Source organism: Dyella sp. (assembly GCF_035486915.1).
Classification (GTDB): domain Bacteria; phylum Pseudomonadota; class Gammaproteobacteria; order Xanthomonadales; family Rhodanobacteraceae; genus Dyella_B.
Genome location: NZ_DATHMR010000165.1, coordinates 1 through 17,701, shown reverse-complemented (window position 1 = coordinate 17,701; position 17,701 = coordinate 1). Strand labels below are relative to the sequence as shown.

The window sequence follows — 17,701 nt, the reverse complement described above, 5'->3', positions numbered from 1 at the left end:
ATGGCCCGGCCTTGTCCATGCTCAATGGCCCCCTGGGAAGGGGGTTTCAAGCATGACTTTTGGTAGATGAACGCGATGTGGGCGGCCGGTCACAAAGCCGTTTCCAGCTGTGCTCGGGGCGGCAGCGACCAGTCGATGGACGCTTGTCCCTGCGCGTCCAGATACCGGTTGGCCGCCGAGAAATGCCCGCAGCCGATAAACCCCCGATGGGCCGACAGCGGGGATGGATGGACGGCCTTGAGCACCGCGTGGCGGCGCGTGTCGATGAGCTGGCCTTTACGCTGGGCGTAGGAACCCCAAAGCATGAAGACGATCCCCTCCCGCTCGCGGTTCAGGGCGTCGATAGCCGCATCGGTAAAACCTTCCCAGCCTTTGCCCTGATGGGAGGCAGCCAGGCCCCGCTCCACCGTCAGCACCGCGTTGAGCAACAGCACGCCGCGATCGGCCCATGGCGTGAGGCATCCATGATCGGGCGGCGCGAAGCCGAGATCGCGCTGGATCTCCTTGAAGATGTTCACCAGCGATGGCGGCGCCGGCACACCAGGACGCACCGAAAAACACAAACCATGCGCCTGTCCCGGACCGTGATATGGATCCTGCCCGAGGATCACCACACGCACCGATTCGAACGGCGTGTGCGTAAACGCATTGAAGATTTCCGGCCCGGGCGGGTAGATCACCTTGCCGGCGTGTTTTTCAGCGCGCAGAAATTCGGAAAGCGCGCGCATCTGGGGACGTTGCAGATAGTCGCCGATGCGACTTTTCCACGACGCTTCAAGTTTGATGCGATCGTCGTCGGTCATGCACTTTCACGCGTGCGCAGATGTTGCGACACGCGCAATTGAAACAGCAGCTTCGTGACGAGCAAGCGTTCTTCGACAGGTTTTTCGACCAGATCGTTGGCACCGGCGCGAATCAATGCGGCCTGATTCACAGGATTCTCATCGCCCGTCATCACCAGCACAGGCAACTTGCCTTTGCCGTATCCGAAATCGATGCGGATGAACTTGAGCAGATCGCCACCGGTGAGTTCGCCCTTGAGGCTCACATCGGTAAGTACCACATCGACACCGACCAAGCCTTGCGCACGCTCGGCTTCGAGCAGCGCAATCGCATCTTCCACGCTCACGACGTGACGTACGGTAAGGCCAATCTTTTCCAGCATGCGGCGCGTTGCCAGCGCGACCACACGGCTATCTTCAACGTAAAGCACCGTACCGTCGGCAATGCTTTCGGGGCGAACGTATCCGCGGATGAATTCCGCGAGCGCCTGAAAACCGAGCGACTTGTCGAAGTAGTCGGTGACGTGCTCGCCCAGCGCACGGCGGTGCAGGCGATCGTCCACGTCGCCCGATACGACGACGATGGGTACGTAAATCTGCGGCGCGGATTCGCGCACGTAACGCGCCAGTTCCAATCCGTCCATATCGGGAAGACGCAGCGCGATGGTGATGAAATCGAACACGCCGTTTTGCAGCAGCTGATGCGCCTCGGAACCCGTACCGCAACCAACGACTTCAGCCTGCGGCAGCTCCGCATTCAGTACACGCGTAATCAGCTGGCGGACGACCTTTGAGCCATCCACCACCAGCACTCGTGGTGCGGTGCTGATGTCGCGGCTGCTGATACTTCCACTCATCAAAAAATCCCATCAGATCAAGCGTAGCTTCCCAGCTCGTGCGTCGGCGGGCGCCCCCTGCGCCCGTTGGCTTCCTCATCATGCACTAGCGCAGGCAAATTGGGTGCGAACGGAATCACCGCCCGCCAGCCCCATCAAGCCGCCCGGCGCAGCTGCCAGGCGCTAACCAGACGTGCCCCCAGCCACCCCAGGACGGCCGCAGCGACCGGCACCGCGAGCAACAGCCACGGCGGCAAGCCGCCAACGTGGAGCTTCCCTTCATAAACCTGACTGAGCCGTGCCACCGGATCGGCCAGCGCAAACTCGATCGCAATCGCCAGCGCGACCGCCAGAATGCCGCTGAACAGACCGTACCAGATACCGGCGTAAAGGTAGGGACGACGCACGAAGGCGCGGCTGGCGCCGATCAGTTTCAGCACACCGATTTCGTCGGCGCGGCTGGTGATGTCAACGCGCACCGTGTTGCCGACAACCAGCAACACTGCCAGCGCAAACAATCCCGCGAGAATCAGCACGGCGCGATTGCCGACGCCAAGCAACGCATCCAGGCGCTGCCGCCATGTGCCGCTGTCCTGCACCATGTCCACGCCTTGTTCGTTGCGCAGATCATCCACGAGCTGATTGGCGGTGTCGGCGGAAATGCCGTCCTGCGGCTGCACCAGCAACACATAAGGCAGCGGATTGTTATCGAGCGCGTGCAGCGAATCGGAAAAACCCTGCATCTTGCTCAATTCATCCATGCCTTCTTGCGGCGATTTCACCGTGACGCTGGCGACGCCATCGTGCTGTTCGATCTTTTTCGCGAGCAATTGCGCATTGCTCGCGACCTGATCGGTTTTCAGGAACACGTTGACGACCTGATTGCGTCCCAATGCATCGCCCAGCGATTGCACATTGGAAAGCAATAGATAGAACGCGAGCGGCAACGCCAGCGCGAGCCCCATCACCGCGATAGTGAGCAGGCTGCCTACCGGTTTGGAAGCGAGGCGACGCAAGCTGTTGGCCGCACTCCAGCCGTGATGTTCGCGCCAGCTCGAAACGGGGCGACGCTGACTGCGCTCGCTGCGCGCGGGTGTGTTGGCTTCGTTCGGCGCGCTCATAGCACTTCCTCCGCCGCAACGTCTGCCACCAGACGACCATGATCGAGCACGATCACCCGTTTCTTGATGCGTTTGATCAAGGGGAGATCATGGCTGGCCACCAGCACCGTGGTGCCGATCTGCTGAAATTCGGCGAACAGGCCCATGATCTCGACGGCGAGTTGCGGATCGAGATTGCCGGTCGGTTCGTCCGCAATCAGCACCGTCGGCTTCACGACGATGGCACGCGCAATGCCTACGCGCTGCTGTTCGCCGGTCGACAGCGATGCGGGCAACTGGCGTTCGTAATCGAGCAAGCCGACTTTTTCCAGGGCGGCACGCACGCGACGACCGCGCTCCAACGGAGCGATGCCGCCGATGACGAGCGGCAACTCGACGTTCGCGAAAACCGTGCGATCCATCAACAGGCGATGATCCTGAAACACCATGCCGAGGTTGCGCCGCAATTTGGGAATGCCGCTCTGGCCGATCTTGGCCAGACTCTGGCCATCGAGGCTGATGTGTCCGTGCGACGGACGTTCGATCAGCGCCAGCAACTTGAGCAGCGTGCTTTTACCGGCACCGGAATGACCGGTGACAAATGCCATCTCGCCTTTGGCGACTTCGAACGTAAGCTGCGAAAGGGCCTCGTGGCCGCCTTCATAGCGCTTGCTGACTTGATCGAAGCGGATCACCGCGTTCCCCATCCTTAAGTCTTGCCACTGGCCGCAAGGATAAGGGAAGGATGGTGAGAGAGATACGTCTGCGAATGCGCTTGTTTATGTCGCGATGCGATCGGTGCAGTCGATACGGATCGCAGACCCGACGTCTGCGTGTATCGCACCGCACCAGCGCACTGAAGAATCAACGCGATTGGCTTATGCCGGCACGAAACCGGCACATGCCTCAACGACCGGTAAACAGACGCGTCAGACGACGGAAGAAGCCCTGCTTTTTCTGAGCGACGTGTTCGCTACCCGCCGGCGATTGCGCAACCACCTGTCGCGACGGGCGGTTGTTGCCGTTGTTTCCGTTCACCGCATGGTTGGCGGCCACCTCGGTACCCGGAGCGCCCTCCCGACGACGACCGCGACCGCCACGACGGCGACGACGCTTGCCCTCGCCCGTCACGTCAGCTTGCGCAGGTGCCTGCGTCGGAGGCGCATCGTTCTTGGCAACCGCCACGTCGTGCGGCTTGCGCGGGCGGTCCTCTCGGCGACGTTCGGACGCAGCGCCCGAGCGCTCGCCACGGCGCGCATCCGGACGACCATCCGGACGACGCGGACCACGCGCCGGCTTCTTCGCATCCTCGCGCGGCTTCACCCTGTCGCCGAACGCAGCACTGTCGGCCGCGGAGTCCGCGGCAAACTGCGCATCGACCTGCTTGGGTTCGGGCATCACCAGCATGGCCGGCTCAATCGCGGCGACCGGAATCTTCTGACCGATGTATTCCTCGATATCGGGCAGCGACATCGCATACAGGTCGCAGGCGAAACTGATCGCATCGCCTTCGGCACCCAGACGCGCGGTACGGCCGATACGGTGGACGTAGTCCTCGGCATCCTGCGGAAGGTCGTAGTTGAAGACGTGACTGACGGCCGGAATGTGCAGGCCGCGCGCTGCAACGTCGGTGCAGACGAGAATATCGAGCTGACCGTCCTGAAAGCGCTGGAGCAGTTTCTGGCGCTTTAGCTGCGGCACATCGCCCGACAGTGCACCGACGCGATATCCCTGGCGCTTCACGCGATCGGTAATGCGCTCGGCAGCCGCTTTCGTGTTGACGAAAATAATGCTGCGCGATGCCGACACGTGATTCAGCAGGTTCAGCAACAACGGCATCTTTTCTTCTTTCGCCGGGAAGAACACCTGCTGACGGACGCGATCGGCGGTGACGTTCTCGGTCTCCACCACCAGCTTCTCGGCATTGTGCATGTGCTCGTAAGCGAGCTCCAGCACGCGATGGGACAGCGTGGCGGAGAACAGCAGCACCTGTCGCTGCTCGCGGGCGGGCAGACGACGGAAGATGAAGCGCACATCCTTGATGAAGCCCAGATCGAACATGCGATCGGCTTCGTCGATCACCATCACTTCCACGCCGTTGAAGCCGAACACGTTCTGCTTGTGGTAATCGAGCAGGCGGCCGGGCGTGGCGATGATGATGTCGCAGCCGTCTTTCAGCTGCTGGCGCTGTTTGTCGTAATCCACACCGCCGTAAATCAACGCGGTGCGCAGGCCGGTGTAGCGGCCGATGTTCTTGGCGTCTTTTTCGATCTGGATCGCCAGTTCGCGCGTCGGCGCGATCACCAGTGCGCGCGGATCGGCATCCTTGCGCTCGGCCACCGCCGGCTGGGTGAGCAGGCGATTCATCAGCGCGACCAGGAAGGCGCAGGTTTTACCTGTGCCCGTCTGCGCCTGGCCGGCGACATCGCGGCCGGTCAGCGCCATCGGCAGCGTCAGCGCCTGGATCGGCGTGCAGCGTGCAAAGCCGGCTTCATCCAGACCTTTCTGGAGGAGCGGATGCAGATCGAATTGTGTGAAAAAGGTTTCGGTTAGGACAGTTTGGGACATGAAGGGTATCTGGGTGCGAGCAGGCGTCGAGACGCCCGCCCGGTCCCGCGGATGCTCTGTCAACCTTGGGACGGGTGGATGAATGCGGCGCGCTGCGTGGCGGCGCCGAAAGAGGGACGCACCCGCCCGGCATAGGTGAAAAGGCTCTGAAGCCCCCTCACCTATGCCAGCCAGGCACGTCGCTAGTGCCCTTGAATCGCTTGAATCGCGTCCCGACTTACGCTGGAATGGAACGTAAGCCGCAACGGCACCGTTTCTATTCCCGGATCGACCCGCGCCTCATGGGCACCTCATAGTGTAGCTGATGATCAAGCACGCGGTCTTAACCCCTCTAACCGCCTACCTAGGAGACCCACGGTGAGCGAACTAATCAGCCACGTAAGCGACGACGCCTTCGATCAGGAAGTGCTCAAGTCCGACACCCCCGTCCTGCTGGACTTCTGGGCCGAATGGTGCGGCCCGTGCAAGGCCATCGCGCCGGCCCTGGAAGACCTCGCCAAGCAATACGAGGGCAAGCTGCGCATCGTGAAGCTGAACATCGACCACAATCAGAAAACACCCCGCACCTATGGCGTGCGCGGTATTCCGACCCTGATGGTCTTCAAGAACGGCAAGGTGGAAGCCACCCAGATCGGCGCCGTCAGCAAGGGCCAGCTGGTCCAGATGATCGATAAAGCGATCTGAGAATCGCCCTTGTAGGTTCGACTCGCTGCGTACACCCTTTACGGCGCTGCGCAGCGAGTGCTAGATTCATCCTCAGTAGGGGCTGTGTGCCGCCCCCTCGCGCGTTCCGCGCAACGCTCGTCCTCCCTCCTGTCATCAACGGCGCCCCGTGAGGTTTGCCCGTGTCTGATATCGAAAGCAAAGATTCTTCCGACGCTAACAGCGCCGACAACAAACCCGTGAGCGATACGCCGCGCACTCGTGCGCCGCGCCGTTCCGCTGCCGCCATGGCGGAGGCGCGCGCCGAAAAGGCCGCGCCGCCCGCACTGCCGCCCATACCGCCCCCCGCCGCCGAGACGCATCACTACGATCCGCCGACGCCAACGGGGTCCAACGATGCCCCGCGCTACAACAACGGCGAAAGCCAGGAAGCGCGCGGCAACGAAGGCGGCCAGAACCAAAATGGCCAAGGCAACCCGAACAGCGGTCAGCCACAGCAACAAGGCGGCCAGGGTCAAGGCCAGGGCCAGAGTTACAACAACGATCGCCGCAACGATCGCAACAACGACCGCAACGACCGCAACCGCCGTCGTCGCCACGAGCGCGGCAATCGCCCGCAGCAAGGTAACGGCCCGGGCGCCCCTCCGCGCAATAATCCGCACGGCCTGCCGGTGGATGACGAGAACGCCGACATCGGCAGCAACGATCGCGTCATCAACCTCACCGAGCTGAAGCGCAAGAACGCGATTCAGTTGCTGGAGTTCGCCGAATCGCTCGGCCTCCAGGAAGGCGTTGCACGTCAGCGTCGGCAGGATGTGATCTTCAACGTCCTCAAAGCCCACGCGCGCTCCGGCGGCGGTATCTGGGCCGAGGGTGTGCTGGAAATCCTGCAGGACGGCTTTGGCTTTCTGCGGTCTGCCGACGAGTCCTACCTCGCCGGCCCGGACGACATCTACGTCTCGCCCAGCCAGATCCGCCGCTTCAACCTGCGCACCGGCGACTACATCACCGGACGCGTGCGTCATCCGAAGGAAGGCGAGCGCTACTTCGCGCTGCTGAAGGTCGACGACATCAACGGCGATCCGCCGGAAGCATCGAAAAACAAGATGCTGTTCGAGAACCTGACGCCGCTGTTCCCGCGCAAGGCGTTCAAGCTCGAACGCGGTAACGGTTCGAGCGAAGACATCACCGGACGCATCCTGGATCTCGTCGCGCCGATCGGCCGCGGTCAGCGCGGCCTGATCGTGTCGCAGCCCAAATCCGGTAAGACGATGATGCTGCAGAACATCGCGCAGGCCATCACGTACAACCACCCCGACGCGCATCTGATCATGCTGTTGATCGACGAGCGCCCGGAAGAAGTGACGGAAATCGCCCGCACCGTTCGCGCCGAAGTGATCAGCTCGACCTTCGACGAACCGGCCGTACGTCACGTGCAGGTTGCCGAAATGGTGATCGAACGTGCGAAGCGTCTGGTCGAACACAAGAAAGACGTGGTGATCCTGCTCGACTCGATCACCCGTCTGGCCCGCGCCTACAACACGGTAGTGCCCAGCTCCGGCAAGGAGCTCACCGGTGGTGTGGATGCGAACGCGCTGCAGCGTCCGAAACGTTTCTTCGGTGCAGCACGTAATGTGGAAGAAGGCGGCTCGCTCACCATCATCGCCACCGCGCTGATCGAAACCGGCAGCAAGATGGACGAGGTGATCTACGAGGAGTTCAAGGGCACCGGCAACATGGAAGTGCACTTGTCCCGCCGCATCTCCGAAAAGCGCGTCTATCCGGCCATCGACATCAACCGTTCCGGCACGCGCCGCGAAGATCTGCTGATCGATCCGGACCTGCTCGCCAAGATCTGGATTCTGCGCAAGCTGCTGCATCCGATGGACGAGCTCGCCGCGATGGAATTCATGCTCGACAAGATGAAGAACACCAAGTCCAACGACGAATTCTTCAATTCGATGAAGCGCTGATCGAACACTGCAAAGCAACATCGAAAAGGCCACCGGAAGGTGGCCTTTTTGTTGTGCTCGCGCTGCGCTGGCGGGGAGAAATACGCAAAAATTACTCGAAACTTACGGCAAAGTTTCGCAACTTCGTCAATTGCGAAAACCCAGCGTACAAAGCTTTATTAGCTGTTACGATCTTGCGACTTCCCAGCCTTCGTGTCGTATGCGCATTCTGTTAGTTGAAGACGATCCCCTGGTTTCCGACGCCATCGTGCGCGGCCTTGCCACTGCCGGTTATGTAGTCGACGCGGTAGGTGACGCCGAATCCGTTCAAGGGCGCCTGGATACGACTCACTACGATCTGGCCATCGTCGATCTGGGCCTTCCGGGCGAAGATGGTTTTACGCTTGTGCGCCGTCTGCGCCGCGAGGGCAGCTCGCTGCCGCTGCTGATCGTCACCGCGCGCGACGGGCTGGATGACCGCGTCAACGCGCTGGATCTGGGCGCTGACGACTATCTGGTCAAACCCTTCGCCCTGCCCGAGCTGGCCGCGCGTTGCCGCGCTCTGATCCGTCGCGCCACCGCAGCCACCGCCAATGAGATGGTGGTCGGCCGCCTGCGCATCGACCTGGCCGGTCGCCGCGCGATCGACGATACCGGTCGCGTACTCGAGCTCACCCGCCGCGAATGGTCGATTCTGGAATGCCTGGCGCACCATAGCGGCCGCGTGGTCAGCAAGGAACGCCTGATCCAGGCCATCGTCAGCTGGGATGAGGAAATTTCCGGCAACGCCATCGAGGTGCACGTTTCGCGTTTACGCGCGAAACTGGGCGACGCAGCCACCGTACGCGGCATTCGCGGACTGGGCTATCGCCTCGATGACGCCTAATGACGGAAAGCCCAAAGCTCAAACGCGCGCCTAGTATCCGCGGCCGGTTGTTCGGCTATCTGCTGTTGCCGCTGGCGGCATTGATGTCGCTGGCTTTTTGGGCCGATCACCGCACCTTCGTCACACCGATGTACGACACGTTCGACCGCGCGCTTTCGCGTGCGGCGATCGCCATTGCCGCACAAGTGCATCAGGGTAACGACGGACAGCTATACGTCGAGGGGGCGGCCCCCGGCACGCTTCACATGCATTTGCCAGGAGCGCACCTCCCGCCCCCGCCCCTGCCTGACGGAGACATCACCGAACGACACGATTCATCGCTGCGCTTCGAACCCGACAACAGGCCGCTGTCGTGGATGCGCCTGTATCCCGGCGCACGTGAGACCCTGCTCTACCGCGTAAGCCTTCCAGACGGCCATACGATTGCCGGTGACGATGGCCTGCCGATTGCCACAGGTCACGAAGCCGACAACCTCGCTTACGGCAACGCGACATACAAGGATGTGCCACTACGGGTTGCCACCTATCACGCCGTGATCGGCGATACGCCGGTGGTGGTGACGGTCGGCGAAAACGTGCATCACCGCGACATTGTCGTGCGCCGCCTGGACAGCATCATCGGCGTCAGCGATGGCATCCAGCTGTTGCTCGTACTGGTGTTGACGCTCTTCGGCATCACCGTCGCTTTGCGCCCCATCAACAAATTGCGCGAACAGATCGCCAAGCAGGAACCGCAATCGCTTCAACCGCTCATGTTGGAGCCGGTGCCGGGTGAAGTGCGTCCGCTGGTTGAATCGCTCAACACCATGCTGATGACCGTGCGTGACGCCACGCTCGCGCAACAGCACTTCATCACAAACGCAGCACACCAGTTACGCACGCCATTGACCGGCTTGAAAGCGCAACTGGAAGTGCTTGCTGGTGAAACGCAGGATGCCGCGCAACAGGAGCGCATTACGCGACTGCAAGGTAGCGTGGATCGTCTCGCACACACCGCCAATCAGCTGCTTGCGCTCGCACGTGCCGAACCGTCCGCACACAGCCCGGGCGATTTCGTTTCGATCCAGATTGACGCGCTGGTCGGCGCCGTCATCGGCTCCATGCTCGATCGTGCGCTGGCACGCGGTATCGACCTCGGCGCCGAGTGCGAGCCATTACAGGTACACGGCGTTTATTGGTTACTGCACGAGCTCCTGATCAATCTGCTCGACAACGCCATCCGCCACACGCCCGATGGCGGCAACATCACCATTCGCTGCGGCCGCCAGAACGGCACGCCGTACCTTGAGGTCGAAGACAGCGGCCCGGGCATTGCGCCCGCGGAACGCGAACGCGTCCGCGAACGTTTTTATCGTGCCGCGGGCAGCGATGGCCAAAGCAGCGGCCTGGGCTTGGCCATCGTCGAGGAAATCGCGCGCAGCCATCGCGCGCACTTCAAAATCCTGGATGCGCTGGAAGGAACGGGGGCGCGTATGCGTATTGAATTCCCTAGCCATGGCTAAGAGCCTGTCTGAGGCTCTTATCATTTTCAAATCGGTCTGACGCCGTATCACTCTTGCAAAGTCCCCTCACAAGAGGGTCAGGGCTCCTGTGTCTTCCGGCACGGTGCATATCCTTGTAGCTGTACTGTCAGGTACAATTTTTTTCGCCCTCCCCCCTTTTTGCGACGGTGTAGCGCCTCCATAGTCGGTGCCTATTCCCTCGAGGCTTACCCCGTGTCCATACCCAGTGCCGTCAAAAGCACCCCCATTCACGGCCGTCAGCAGTTGATCGATTACCTCGCTGCTGGTGAAAAGCCGCGCGACGCGTGGCGAATTGGCACCGAGCACGAGAAGTTCGGCTTCCGCAACGACGACTTGCGTCCACCGACCTTCGAAGGTGACCGCGGCATCCGCGCGCTGCTGGAAGGCATTGCCTCGCGGTACGGATGGGACATCGCGCGCGAGGGCGATACGCCCGTTGCGCTGATTCGCGACAAGGCCAACATCACGCTGGAGCCGGCCGGTCAGCTGGAGCTTTCCGGCGCGCCGCTGGAAACCATCCACCAGACCTGTTGCGAAGTGAACAGCCATCTGGAAGAAGTGCGTTCGGTGGCGGATGAACTGGGCCTTGGCTTCCTCGGTATGGGTTTTCAGCCCAAGTGGGCGCGCAGCGACATGCCCTGGATGCCTAAAGGCCGCTACAAGATCATGCGCGAATACATGCCCAAGGTCGGCTCGCTCGGCCTGGACATGATGACGCGCACCTGCACCGTACAGGTGAATCTCGATTTCTCCAGCGAAGCGGACATGGTGCGCAAGTTCCGCACCAGCCTCGCGCTTCAGCCGATTGCCACGGCACTGTTCGCCGATTCGCCATTTACCGAAGGCAAGCCCAACGGCTATCAGTCGTATCGCTCGCACGTGTGGACGGATACCGATCCGAACCGCACGGGCATGCTCGATTTCGTCTTCGACGATGGCTTCAGCTACGAACGCTACGTCGATTACATGCTCGATGTGCCGATGTACTTCAGTTATCAGAACGGCCACTACATCGATCTTGCCGGACAGGATTTCAAACGCTTCATGGGCGGTACGCTCGACGCACTGCCCGGCACACGCGCAACGATGAAGGACTGGGCGGACCATCTCACCACCGCCTTCCCGGAAGTGCGCCTCAAGCAGTATCTGGAAATGCGCGGCGCGGACGGCGGCCCGTGGAATCGCCTGTGCGCCTTGCCGGCGCTGTGGGTTGGTCTGCTTTACGACGACGATGCGCTGTATGCCGCGTGGGAATTGGCGAACACGCTTACTCGCGAGGAACGTCACGCACTGCGCGACGGTGTACCCAAGCACGCCATGAAACTTCCGTTCCGCGGCGGCACCGTGCGCGATCTCGCGCGCGAGGTGCTGGAAATTGCGAGCCACGGACTGAAGCGCCGCAATCGACTCAATCGCAACGGCGCGGATGAAAGCATCTTCCTAGACCCACTGATCGAAATTGTCGACGCCAACCAGACGCCTGCAGAGCGCAAGCTCGAGTTGTTCCATAGTGAATGGAACGGCAGCGTCGATCCGGTATTCAAGGAATTCGCGTATTGATCGCGGCGAGTTCAGCCCATGCGCCGTTTCTGGCTGGGTTGCTGCTTGGTGCGTCGCTGATTGTTGCCATCGGTGCGCAGAATGCGTTCGTTCTGCGCCAAGGTTTGTTGCAGGTCCATCGTTTTCCGGTCGCGCTGTTCTGCGCGCTATCGGATGCCATGCTGATCGCTGCAGGTGTCGGCGGGCTTGGCATCGCCGTAGGTCACCATCCGCGTTTGCTGGCACTCATCGCATGCATCGGCGCACTCGTGCTGATGTGGTACGGGGTGCAGGCGTTGCGGCGTGCGATTCATCCCAAGGTACTTACTGCTGATACACACAGCGGATCGGGCGGCATGTGGAAAGTGGTTGCCGCCTGCGCAGGATTCACATGGCTCAATCCGCACGTCTATCTCGACACGGTGTTGCTGATTGGCAGTCTCGCCTCGGGGTGGCCATCGCCATGGCCACGCACGCTGTTTGCCGTCGGCGCCGCGACCTCCTCGTTTATCTGGTTTTTCTCGCTTGCTTACGGCGCGCGGTTGCTCGCACCGCTGTTTCGTAAACCGATGGCGTGGCGGGTGCTCGATGTACTGATTGCGCTGGTGATGTGGACCATCGCCATCAAGCTGCTGCTGTCGTTCATCGTGCACTGATCAATCGAACGTGCGAATGCGCAACCAACGCGCAACCAACGTGTCGAGACTCGCTTTGCCGGGCCCTGCCATCAGGAACCAGAAGAAAATCAACGAGTACACCACTTCGTCGGCTTCGACGTAATCGTCCAGCCCCATCAGGTTGCTCGACACCACCAGTGTCACCGCGACAATCATGTTGATGATCATCGGTATGCTCACCAGTCGCGTGAACAAACCAAGCATCAGCAAGAGTCCGCCCACCAATTCCGTCCAGGCCGAAAGCGCTGCGCTGAACGCCGGGTGCGGAATGCCCCAACCTACAAAGCGCTGCGTAAAACCTTCCAGGTTATGTACTTTGGCAATGCCGGTTTCGAGCCAGAAGTAGCCGAACACCAGTCGCACGACCAGCGGACCCAGCCAGCGCCACCGATGAAGCAAGGCGAGTGCCCATGAAGCTTTCGTCGCGATAAACGTTTGCATCGTCATGTTTCCTTAAATGAAGTAGGCGCATGATGCGGGCGCCCGCAGGTGCATGCCATGTTCCGGCGTCCAGGCTTTCTTGCCCTGGGTCCAGCGGTGGCGGCACTCGATGCAGACTGGACGATCGGGCATAAAAGAGGGATGGACGGAGGCAGCCATAACCTGCCTGCTTCAACACAATCAACGCTGTCGAGACCACTTCGCCGCCTTCATGCGAAACGGCCGAGACAACTCCCCACTTTTTGCCGCACTGCGGCGAACATAACTTTTCAACGGAGCCAACTATGAAGATCAAGACAGTCAACGCCAGCGCTATGGCCGTGATGGTGGCCGGTCTGTTCGCCGCAGCAGCGGTCAACGCCGCGCCGGTCGGTGCGCCTGCGGGCGATCAGGCCATGGTCAAGTGCGTCAACTCCTCGGCGTGTAAAGGCCAGGGCGCGTGCAAGCAGGCGTCGAACTCCTGCAAGGGTCAGAATTCGTGCAAGGGCCAGGGCTTCACCATGCAGAAGTCGCAGGCCGACTGCACCGCAGCACAGGCGGCTGTGAAGAAGTGATCGACCCGGCGGGGCTCGCAAGCCACGCGAGTCCCGCCTTCCTTGCCGACAAAGTCATCGCCATGACATCCGCCATATCGTCTCGAGCACTGCCTTACCTCGGTTACGGGCTTGGCCTGCGCGTGGAACATTACGAAGCGCTGCTGGCCAATCCGGGCAAGGTCCAATGGCTGGAAATCGTTTCGGAAAACTACATGGTGGATGGCGGCTTGCCGCTCGTGTGGCTTGATCGCTTTCGCGAACGTTTTCCGTTGGTCATGCACGGTGTGTCGCTGTCCATTGGCAGCACCGATCCGCTGGACGAAGATTATTTGGCACGACTCGCTGCACTAGCAGAGCGCGTCGAGCCTGCATGGGTATCCGATCATCTTTGCTGGACGGGCGTGCAAGGCATCAATCTGCACGACCTGATGCCATTACCGTATACCGAAGAAGCGCTCGATCACGTCGTCAGCCGCGTGCTTCGTGTGCAGGACAGGCTCAAGCGCCGCATCCTGCTGGAAAACGTGTCCAGCTACGTTAGCTTCGCCGACTCGCAATTGACCGAGTGGGAATTTATCGCCGCCGTCGCGGAACGTGCCGATTGCCTGATTCTGCTCGACGTCAACAATGTGCACGTCAGCGCACAGAACCACAGCTTCTCGTCGCTGGACTATCTGCGCGGCATTCCCCCCTCGCGCGTCCAGCAATTCCATCTCGCCGGCTATGAACAGGGCGAGAAACTGATTATCGATACGCACGATGCGCCGGTATCGAACGCCGTGTGGGATCTCTACATCGAAGCCGTACGACGCTTCGGCCGTGTGTCGACCATGATCGAACGCGACGACAACTTCCCGCCGCTTTCCGAACTGATGTCCGAGCTCGATCATGCACGTGCGCTGGCCGAACCGCTTTTGCGGGATGCCGCATGAGCTCGCTGCAATCTATCCAGCAACAGATGCTGCAGGCGGTGCTCGCAGACAGAGCGGCAAAGCTTCGCGCGATTCGCAGCGATGAGATCGCCGGTGCCGAGGATCGGCTTTCGGTTTATCACCATGGGTATCGCGTGCGCTTGCACGATGCATTGAAGAACGAATTCACCGGCCTGCAATGCATGGCTGGCAGGCGATTCCACGCGCTGCTCGACAGCTACGTCAAGGTGCACCCGTCGGAGCATTACAACATCCGTTGGTACGGCGCCGACCTACCCTCCTTTCTCGATGAAACGCAGCCCTGGTGCGACAAGCCTCAACTCGCCGAGATAGCGTACGTCGATTGGGCGATTTCCACGGCCTTCGACGCCGAAGACGAACGCAGCATAGGTATGGGCGATCTGTCCGCCGTGCCGCCGAATGCTTGGGCCAACCTGCGATTGAGCATGCAGAAACATCTGCGCGTGCTCACCGTCAGTCACAACGTCGGTGCGTTTCGACGCGCCGCAGACGCTGGCGCCAAGCGCCCCCGCTTGCGTCGTTTTACGCGGGCGCGCCAGATTCTGGTTTGGCGCAAAGAGACGACCGTTCACTACCGCACGCTGGATCGCGACGAATGGCATGTCCTGAGCGCAGCGCTCGAGGGCGATACGTTCGCGGCGATGTGCGGGCGGCTGGCCAACCACCATGACGAGGCCGCCGCCATGTCCCGGATGGTCCTGCTGCTGCAAAGGTGGCTGGAGGCCGGGCTTATCCATGGCTGGGCGACCGACTGACCGATTCCCGATGTAACCGGCCCCCACTTCCGGCGAATAAAGGTTAGAGCCCCGTCACGGAAGCGTTGCCCATGTACATCGAGCACACCCCCGCGCTTGCCAGCAGCCCACGCCCGTTGCCCGTCGAACCGGCCCTGGAATCGCTGCTTAGTCAATCGATGTTACGTGTGGATATCGTGGCGGAGCTGCAATACTGCGGTTCCTGGTTCATGGATGAACCACGCTACGACTGCGGACTTTTCCATCTCGTCGGCACTGGCGAGTGCCTTGTGGAAAGCCCTGCCCTGACGGAAGCCTTGCAGCTCCAAGCAGGCGATCTGGTGGTGTTTCCGCATGGCGATCCCCACCGCTTGAGCGCGACATCGGATGACCCGACATCGTCCACCAGCCTGATTTGCGGCGAACTGCACTTCTCCAGTAACACCATGCATCCACTGAGTCACGCGTTACCCGCATGCTTTGTGGTGCGTGCCGCACATGCCGACAACGTGTTCCGGAGTTTGTCGACCATGATGGTCGATGTCGCCAATTCGGGACTGGCCGGCCGCCAGGTGCTTTTGAACAAACTCGCCGACACACTCTTTACCTTGGCCATCTGCGATTTTGCCCAACGCCAGACCGATCATCGCGGACTCTTCGCCGCATTGGCCGACACACGCATCTGCAAAGTGCTTCGCGCCGTGCACGAAAATCCCGGTCACGCATGGACCATGCAATGCATGGCAGCACTCGCGTGCATGTCACGCTCCGCGTTTGCCGAGCGTTTTGCACAACTGATGAAAGTCCCGCCGATGCAATACGTCACGCAATGGCGCGTCAGCGTCGCCGAGCGGTTGCTGCGCGACCGTCAACTGTCGGTGGCGTCGATCGCCGAACAGCTCGGGTATAGCAGCGAAGCTGCCTTCCGGCGCCTGTTCAAGCGTGTCAGCGGCGTTTGCCCGGGCCATATTCGCAGCCAGGATCAGGACTACCTGCTCAACTGAACCGTTTGTCGTGATGACGTGTCCAGATTCCTTCGACAGGTTTCGTCAAAGGGAATCTCGAGACAGTCCACGACCTACATGGATTGATAGAGCCTGACGGCACCCGTATCGTAAACACGTAGGGCGACGGGAGTGCCAACCGGAGGCAGGTTTCCAGAATCGATGGGTACGATCACGACGCTGCCATTAGGCAGCATAACTTTCGAAGCTGTCCGACTTCCCCAGCGCATTCTCCCCGGCGAAAAAACAAATCTGCTTTGCACGGTACCTATCACCATATGATAAGGACCTGTCGTTCGAGGTGCGGTCGCCATCACGTAAATTTGCGCCGCCAAATAGAGAGCCATCAAAACGCTGGTGAAGGCCAACACGTAGCGATGACGCTTTTTAAGGGCGCCATTGGCAATATCCGACTGCAACTGGCGCGCCGTTTCCCGATCGATTTCCTGCTCGGGTGCTTGCGCAGACTCTTTCTCGTGAATTTCCGACTCTAGTTCCCTGAGTTGTTCGTCGGCCTGACTGAAAACATCATCCAAGCGCTTATTCATGTAAGAGAGCCCCGGTTCAATGATAGTTGGCGCGTACTACGTTTGAGGCTGCCGACGGCGGAACGACTACAAAATATCCGTGATATGCGAGACAAAAAAAGGGCCGACGCGATGCCGGCCCTTTTTACATTACTTTGCGATAGAAAAATTACTTCGTCTGATCCTGCTTCAAACCGCGATCCATCAGCATCGGCTCGATGCTGGGATCCTGACCGCGCCAGTCTTTGTAGAGCTTTGACAGTTCGACGGTGTTGCCGCGCGAGAGAATCATGGCGCGGAAGCGGTCGCCGTTGTCGCGCGTCAGGCCGCCGTGTTGCTTGAAGCCTTCGAATGCATCGTCAGCGAGCATCTGCGTCCACAGGTAGGCATAGTAGCCGGCCGAGTAACCATTGCTCCAGATGTGCAGGAAGTAGCTGGAACGGTAACGCGGCGGCACGTAGGAAAGATCCACGCCGTCTTTCTTCAGCGCAGCGGTTTCGAAGGCATCGGCATCCTGCTTGGGTTCATCGGCACTGATCATGTGCCAGTTCATGTCGAGCATCGCGGCAGCGACAAGCTCGGTCATGTCGTAGCCCTTGTTGAACAGGCCGGCCTTCTTCATCTTGTCGACCAGCGGCTGTGGCATGGGCGAGTTGTCTTTGTAGTTCTTCGCGTAGTTGGCGAACACCTTCGGGTCGGTCGCCCAGTGTTCGTTAAACTGCGACGGGAACTCGACGAAGTCGCGCGCGGTTTGCGTGCCCGATAGCGTCGGGTACTGCTCATCGGCAAACAGGCCGTGCAGGCCGTGGCCGAATTCGTGGAACATGGTGATCACGTCATCCATCGACAGCAGCGCAGGCTGACCATCGGCGGGCTTGGTGAAGTTGGCCACGTTGTAGATGACCGGCTTGGTGCCTAGCAGCTTGGACTGACCAACGAAGTTGTCCATCCATGCGCCGCCATTCTTGTTGTCGCGCTTG

General features: G+C 60.7%; 18 protein-coding genes. 10 read left to right on the top strand and 8 right to left on the bottom strand.

The features are described from left to right. Positions 1-89: 89 nt before the first annotated feature. The 5 genes from ung to VK725_RS13250 all read right to left on the bottom strand — a co-directional run bounded on the left by ung (position 90) and on the right by VK725_RS13250 (position 5,286). Positions 90-803 (bottom strand): uracil-DNA glycosylase, encoded by a 714-nt coding sequence (gene ung / locus VK725_RS13270; protein WP_325318533.1) that lies wholly within the window; start codon positions 801-803, stop codon positions 90-92. Next, complete coding sequence (locus tag VK725_RS13265; RefSeq protein WP_325318532.1) at positions 800-1,639, bottom strand: response regulator; 840 nt, start codon at positions 1,637-1,639, stop codon at positions 800-802. The genes ung and VK725_RS13265 overlap by 4 nt, the downstream gene beginning before the upstream one ends. Before the next feature lie 134 nt (positions 1,640-1,773). Further along, complete coding sequence (gene ftsX, locus VK725_RS13260; RefSeq protein WP_325318531.1) at positions 1,774-2,739, bottom strand: permease-like cell division protein FtsX; 966 nt, start codon at positions 2,737-2,739, stop codon at positions 1,774-1,776. Continuing rightward, a complete protein-coding gene (ftsE, locus tag VK725_RS13255; protein WP_325318530.1) occupies positions 2,736-3,425 on the bottom strand; it encodes a cell division ATP-binding protein FtsE in 690 nt (229 codons plus the stop codon). The genes ftsX and ftsE overlap by 4 nt, the downstream gene beginning before the upstream one ends. Before the next feature lie 199 nt (positions 3,426-3,624). Continuing rightward, the gene (locus VK725_RS13250) at positions 3,625-5,286 is read right to left on the bottom strand and encodes a DEAD/DEAH box helicase (protein ID WP_325318529.1); all 1,662 of its coding nucleotides are present in this window, start codon (positions 5,284-5,286) and stop codon (positions 3,625-3,627) included. A 357-nt stretch (positions 5,287-5,643) separates the two neighbouring features. On the opposite strand from VK725_RS13250, the gene trxA reads away from it, so the two are divergent. The 6 genes from trxA to VK725_RS13220 all read left to right on the top strand — a co-directional run bounded on the left by trxA (position 5,644) and on the right by VK725_RS13220 (position 12,505). Beyond that, positions 5,644-5,970, top strand: coding sequence for a thioredoxin TrxA (gene trxA / locus VK725_RS13245; protein ID WP_325318528.1), 327 nt, complete (start codon positions 5,644-5,646; stop codon positions 5,968-5,970). Between the two features lie 161 nt (positions 5,971-6,131). Further along, positions 6,132-7,922, top strand: a complete 1,791-nt coding sequence (gene rho, locus VK725_RS13240; protein ID WP_325318527.1) for a transcription termination factor Rho — start codon at positions 6,132-6,134, stop codon at positions 7,920-7,922. Positions 7,923-8,121: 199 nt separating this feature from the next. Then, positions 8,122-8,787, top strand: a complete 666-nt coding sequence (locus VK725_RS13235) for a response regulator (RefSeq protein ID WP_325318526.1) — start codon at positions 8,122-8,124, stop codon at positions 8,785-8,787. Beyond that, entirely contained in the window at positions 8,787-10,289 is a 1,503-nt protein-coding gene (locus tag VK725_RS13230; protein WP_325318525.1) for a sensor histidine kinase, read from the top strand. The genes VK725_RS13235 and VK725_RS13230 overlap by 1 nt, the downstream gene beginning before the upstream one ends. 213 nt (positions 10,290-10,502) lie before the next feature. Beyond that, complete coding sequence (locus VK725_RS13225) at positions 10,503-11,870, top strand: glutamate--cysteine ligase (RefSeq protein ID WP_325318524.1); 1,368 nt, start codon at positions 10,503-10,505, stop codon at positions 11,868-11,870. Then, positions 11,867-12,505, top strand: coding sequence for a LysE/ArgO family amino acid transporter (locus VK725_RS13220; RefSeq protein WP_325318523.1), 639 nt, complete (start codon positions 11,867-11,869; stop codon positions 12,503-12,505). Before VK725_RS13225 ends, VK725_RS13220 begins: the two co-directional genes overlap by 4 nt. Here VK725_RS13220 and VK725_RS13215 read toward each other — a convergent pair whose 3' ends face one another. Then, positions 12,506-12,967: a DoxX family protein gene (locus tag VK725_RS13215; protein WP_325318522.1), complete on the bottom strand. Its 462-nt coding sequence runs from the start codon at positions 12,965-12,967 to the stop codon at positions 12,506-12,508. A gap of 284 nt (positions 12,968-13,251) precedes the next feature. Between VK725_RS13215 and VK725_RS13210 the strand changes: the two genes are divergently transcribed. The 4 genes from VK725_RS13210 (at position 13,252) to VK725_RS13195 (ending at position 16,194) form a co-directional block, all read left to right on the top strand. Continuing rightward, the gene (locus VK725_RS13210; RefSeq protein ID WP_325318521.1) at positions 13,252-13,521 is read left to right on the top strand and encodes a hypothetical protein; all 270 of its coding nucleotides are present in this window, start codon (positions 13,252-13,254) and stop codon (positions 13,519-13,521) included. Between the two features lie 62 nt (positions 13,522-13,583). Further along, positions 13,584-14,435, top strand: a complete 852-nt coding sequence (locus tag VK725_RS13205; RefSeq protein ID WP_325318520.1) for a DUF692 domain-containing protein — start codon at positions 13,584-13,586, stop codon at positions 14,433-14,435. Then, on the top strand, positions 14,432-15,211 hold the full coding sequence (locus VK725_RS13200) for a DNA-binding domain-containing protein (RefSeq protein ID WP_325318519.1): 780 nt from the start codon (positions 14,432-14,434) through the stop codon (positions 15,209-15,211). The genes VK725_RS13205 and VK725_RS13200 overlap by 4 nt, the downstream gene beginning before the upstream one ends. Positions 15,212-15,282: 71 nt before the next feature. Then, positions 15,283-16,194, top strand: coding sequence for an AraC family transcriptional regulator (locus VK725_RS13195; RefSeq protein ID WP_325318518.1), 912 nt, complete (start codon positions 15,283-15,285; stop codon positions 16,192-16,194). A 74-nt stretch (positions 16,195-16,268) separates the two neighbouring features. Here the strand turns inward: VK725_RS13195 and VK725_RS13190 are convergent, their stop codons facing one another. Beyond that, the gene (locus tag VK725_RS13190) at positions 16,269-16,742 is read right to left on the bottom strand and encodes a hypothetical protein (protein WP_325318517.1); all 474 of its coding nucleotides are present in this window, start codon (positions 16,740-16,742) and stop codon (positions 16,269-16,271) included. Between the two features lie 148 nt (positions 16,743-16,890). After that, the coding region (locus VK725_RS13185; RefSeq protein ID WP_325318516.1) for a M3 family metallopeptidase at positions 16,891-17,701 on the bottom strand (811 nt) is incomplete at its 5' end.

Coding starts and splice junctions, on each gene's coding strand:
- VK725_RS13235 (WP_325318526.1), top strand. CDS start 8,122: ATGCGCATTCTGTTAGTTGAAGACGATCCCCTGGTTTCCGACGCCATC.
- VK725_RS13205 (WP_325318520.1), top strand. CDS start 13,584: ATGACATCCGCCATATCGTCTCGAGCACTGCCTTACCTCGGTTACGGG.
- ftsE (WP_325318530.1), bottom strand. CDS start 3,425: ATGGGGAACGCGGTGATCCGCTTCGATCAAGTCAGCAAGCGCTATGAA.
- VK725_RS13215 (WP_325318522.1), bottom strand. CDS start 12,967: ATGCAAACGTTTATCGCGACGAAAGCTTCATGGGCACTCGCCTTGCTT.
- VK725_RS13190 (WP_325318517.1), bottom strand. CDS start 16,742: ATGAATAAGCGCTTGGATGATGTTTTCAGTCAGGCCGACGAACAACTC.
- ftsX (WP_325318531.1), bottom strand. CDS start 2,739: ATGAGCGCGCCGAACGAAGCCAACACACCCGCGCGCAGCGAGCGCAGT.
- VK725_RS13200 (WP_325318519.1), top strand. CDS start 14,432: ATGAGCTCGCTGCAATCTATCCAGCAACAGATGCTGCAGGCGGTGCTC.
- VK725_RS13250 (WP_325318529.1), bottom strand. CDS start 5,286: ATGTCCCAAACTGTCCTAACCGAAACCTTTTTCACACAATTCGATCTG.
- VK725_RS13210 (WP_325318521.1), top strand. CDS start 13,252: ATGAAGATCAAGACAGTCAACGCCAGCGCTATGGCCGTGATGGTGGCC.
- VK725_RS13195 (WP_325318518.1), top strand. CDS start 15,283: ATGTACATCGAGCACACCCCCGCGCTTGCCAGCAGCCCACGCCCGTTG.
- VK725_RS13265 (WP_325318532.1), bottom strand. CDS start 1,639: ATGAGTGGAAGTATCAGCAGCCGCGACATCAGCACCGCACCACGAGTG.
- ung (WP_325318533.1), bottom strand. CDS start 803: ATGACCGACGACGATCGCATCAAACTTGAAGCGTCGTGGAAAAGTCGC.
- VK725_RS13230 (WP_325318525.1), top strand. CDS start 8,787: ATGACGGAAAGCCCAAAGCTCAAACGCGCGCCTAGTATCCGCGGCCGG.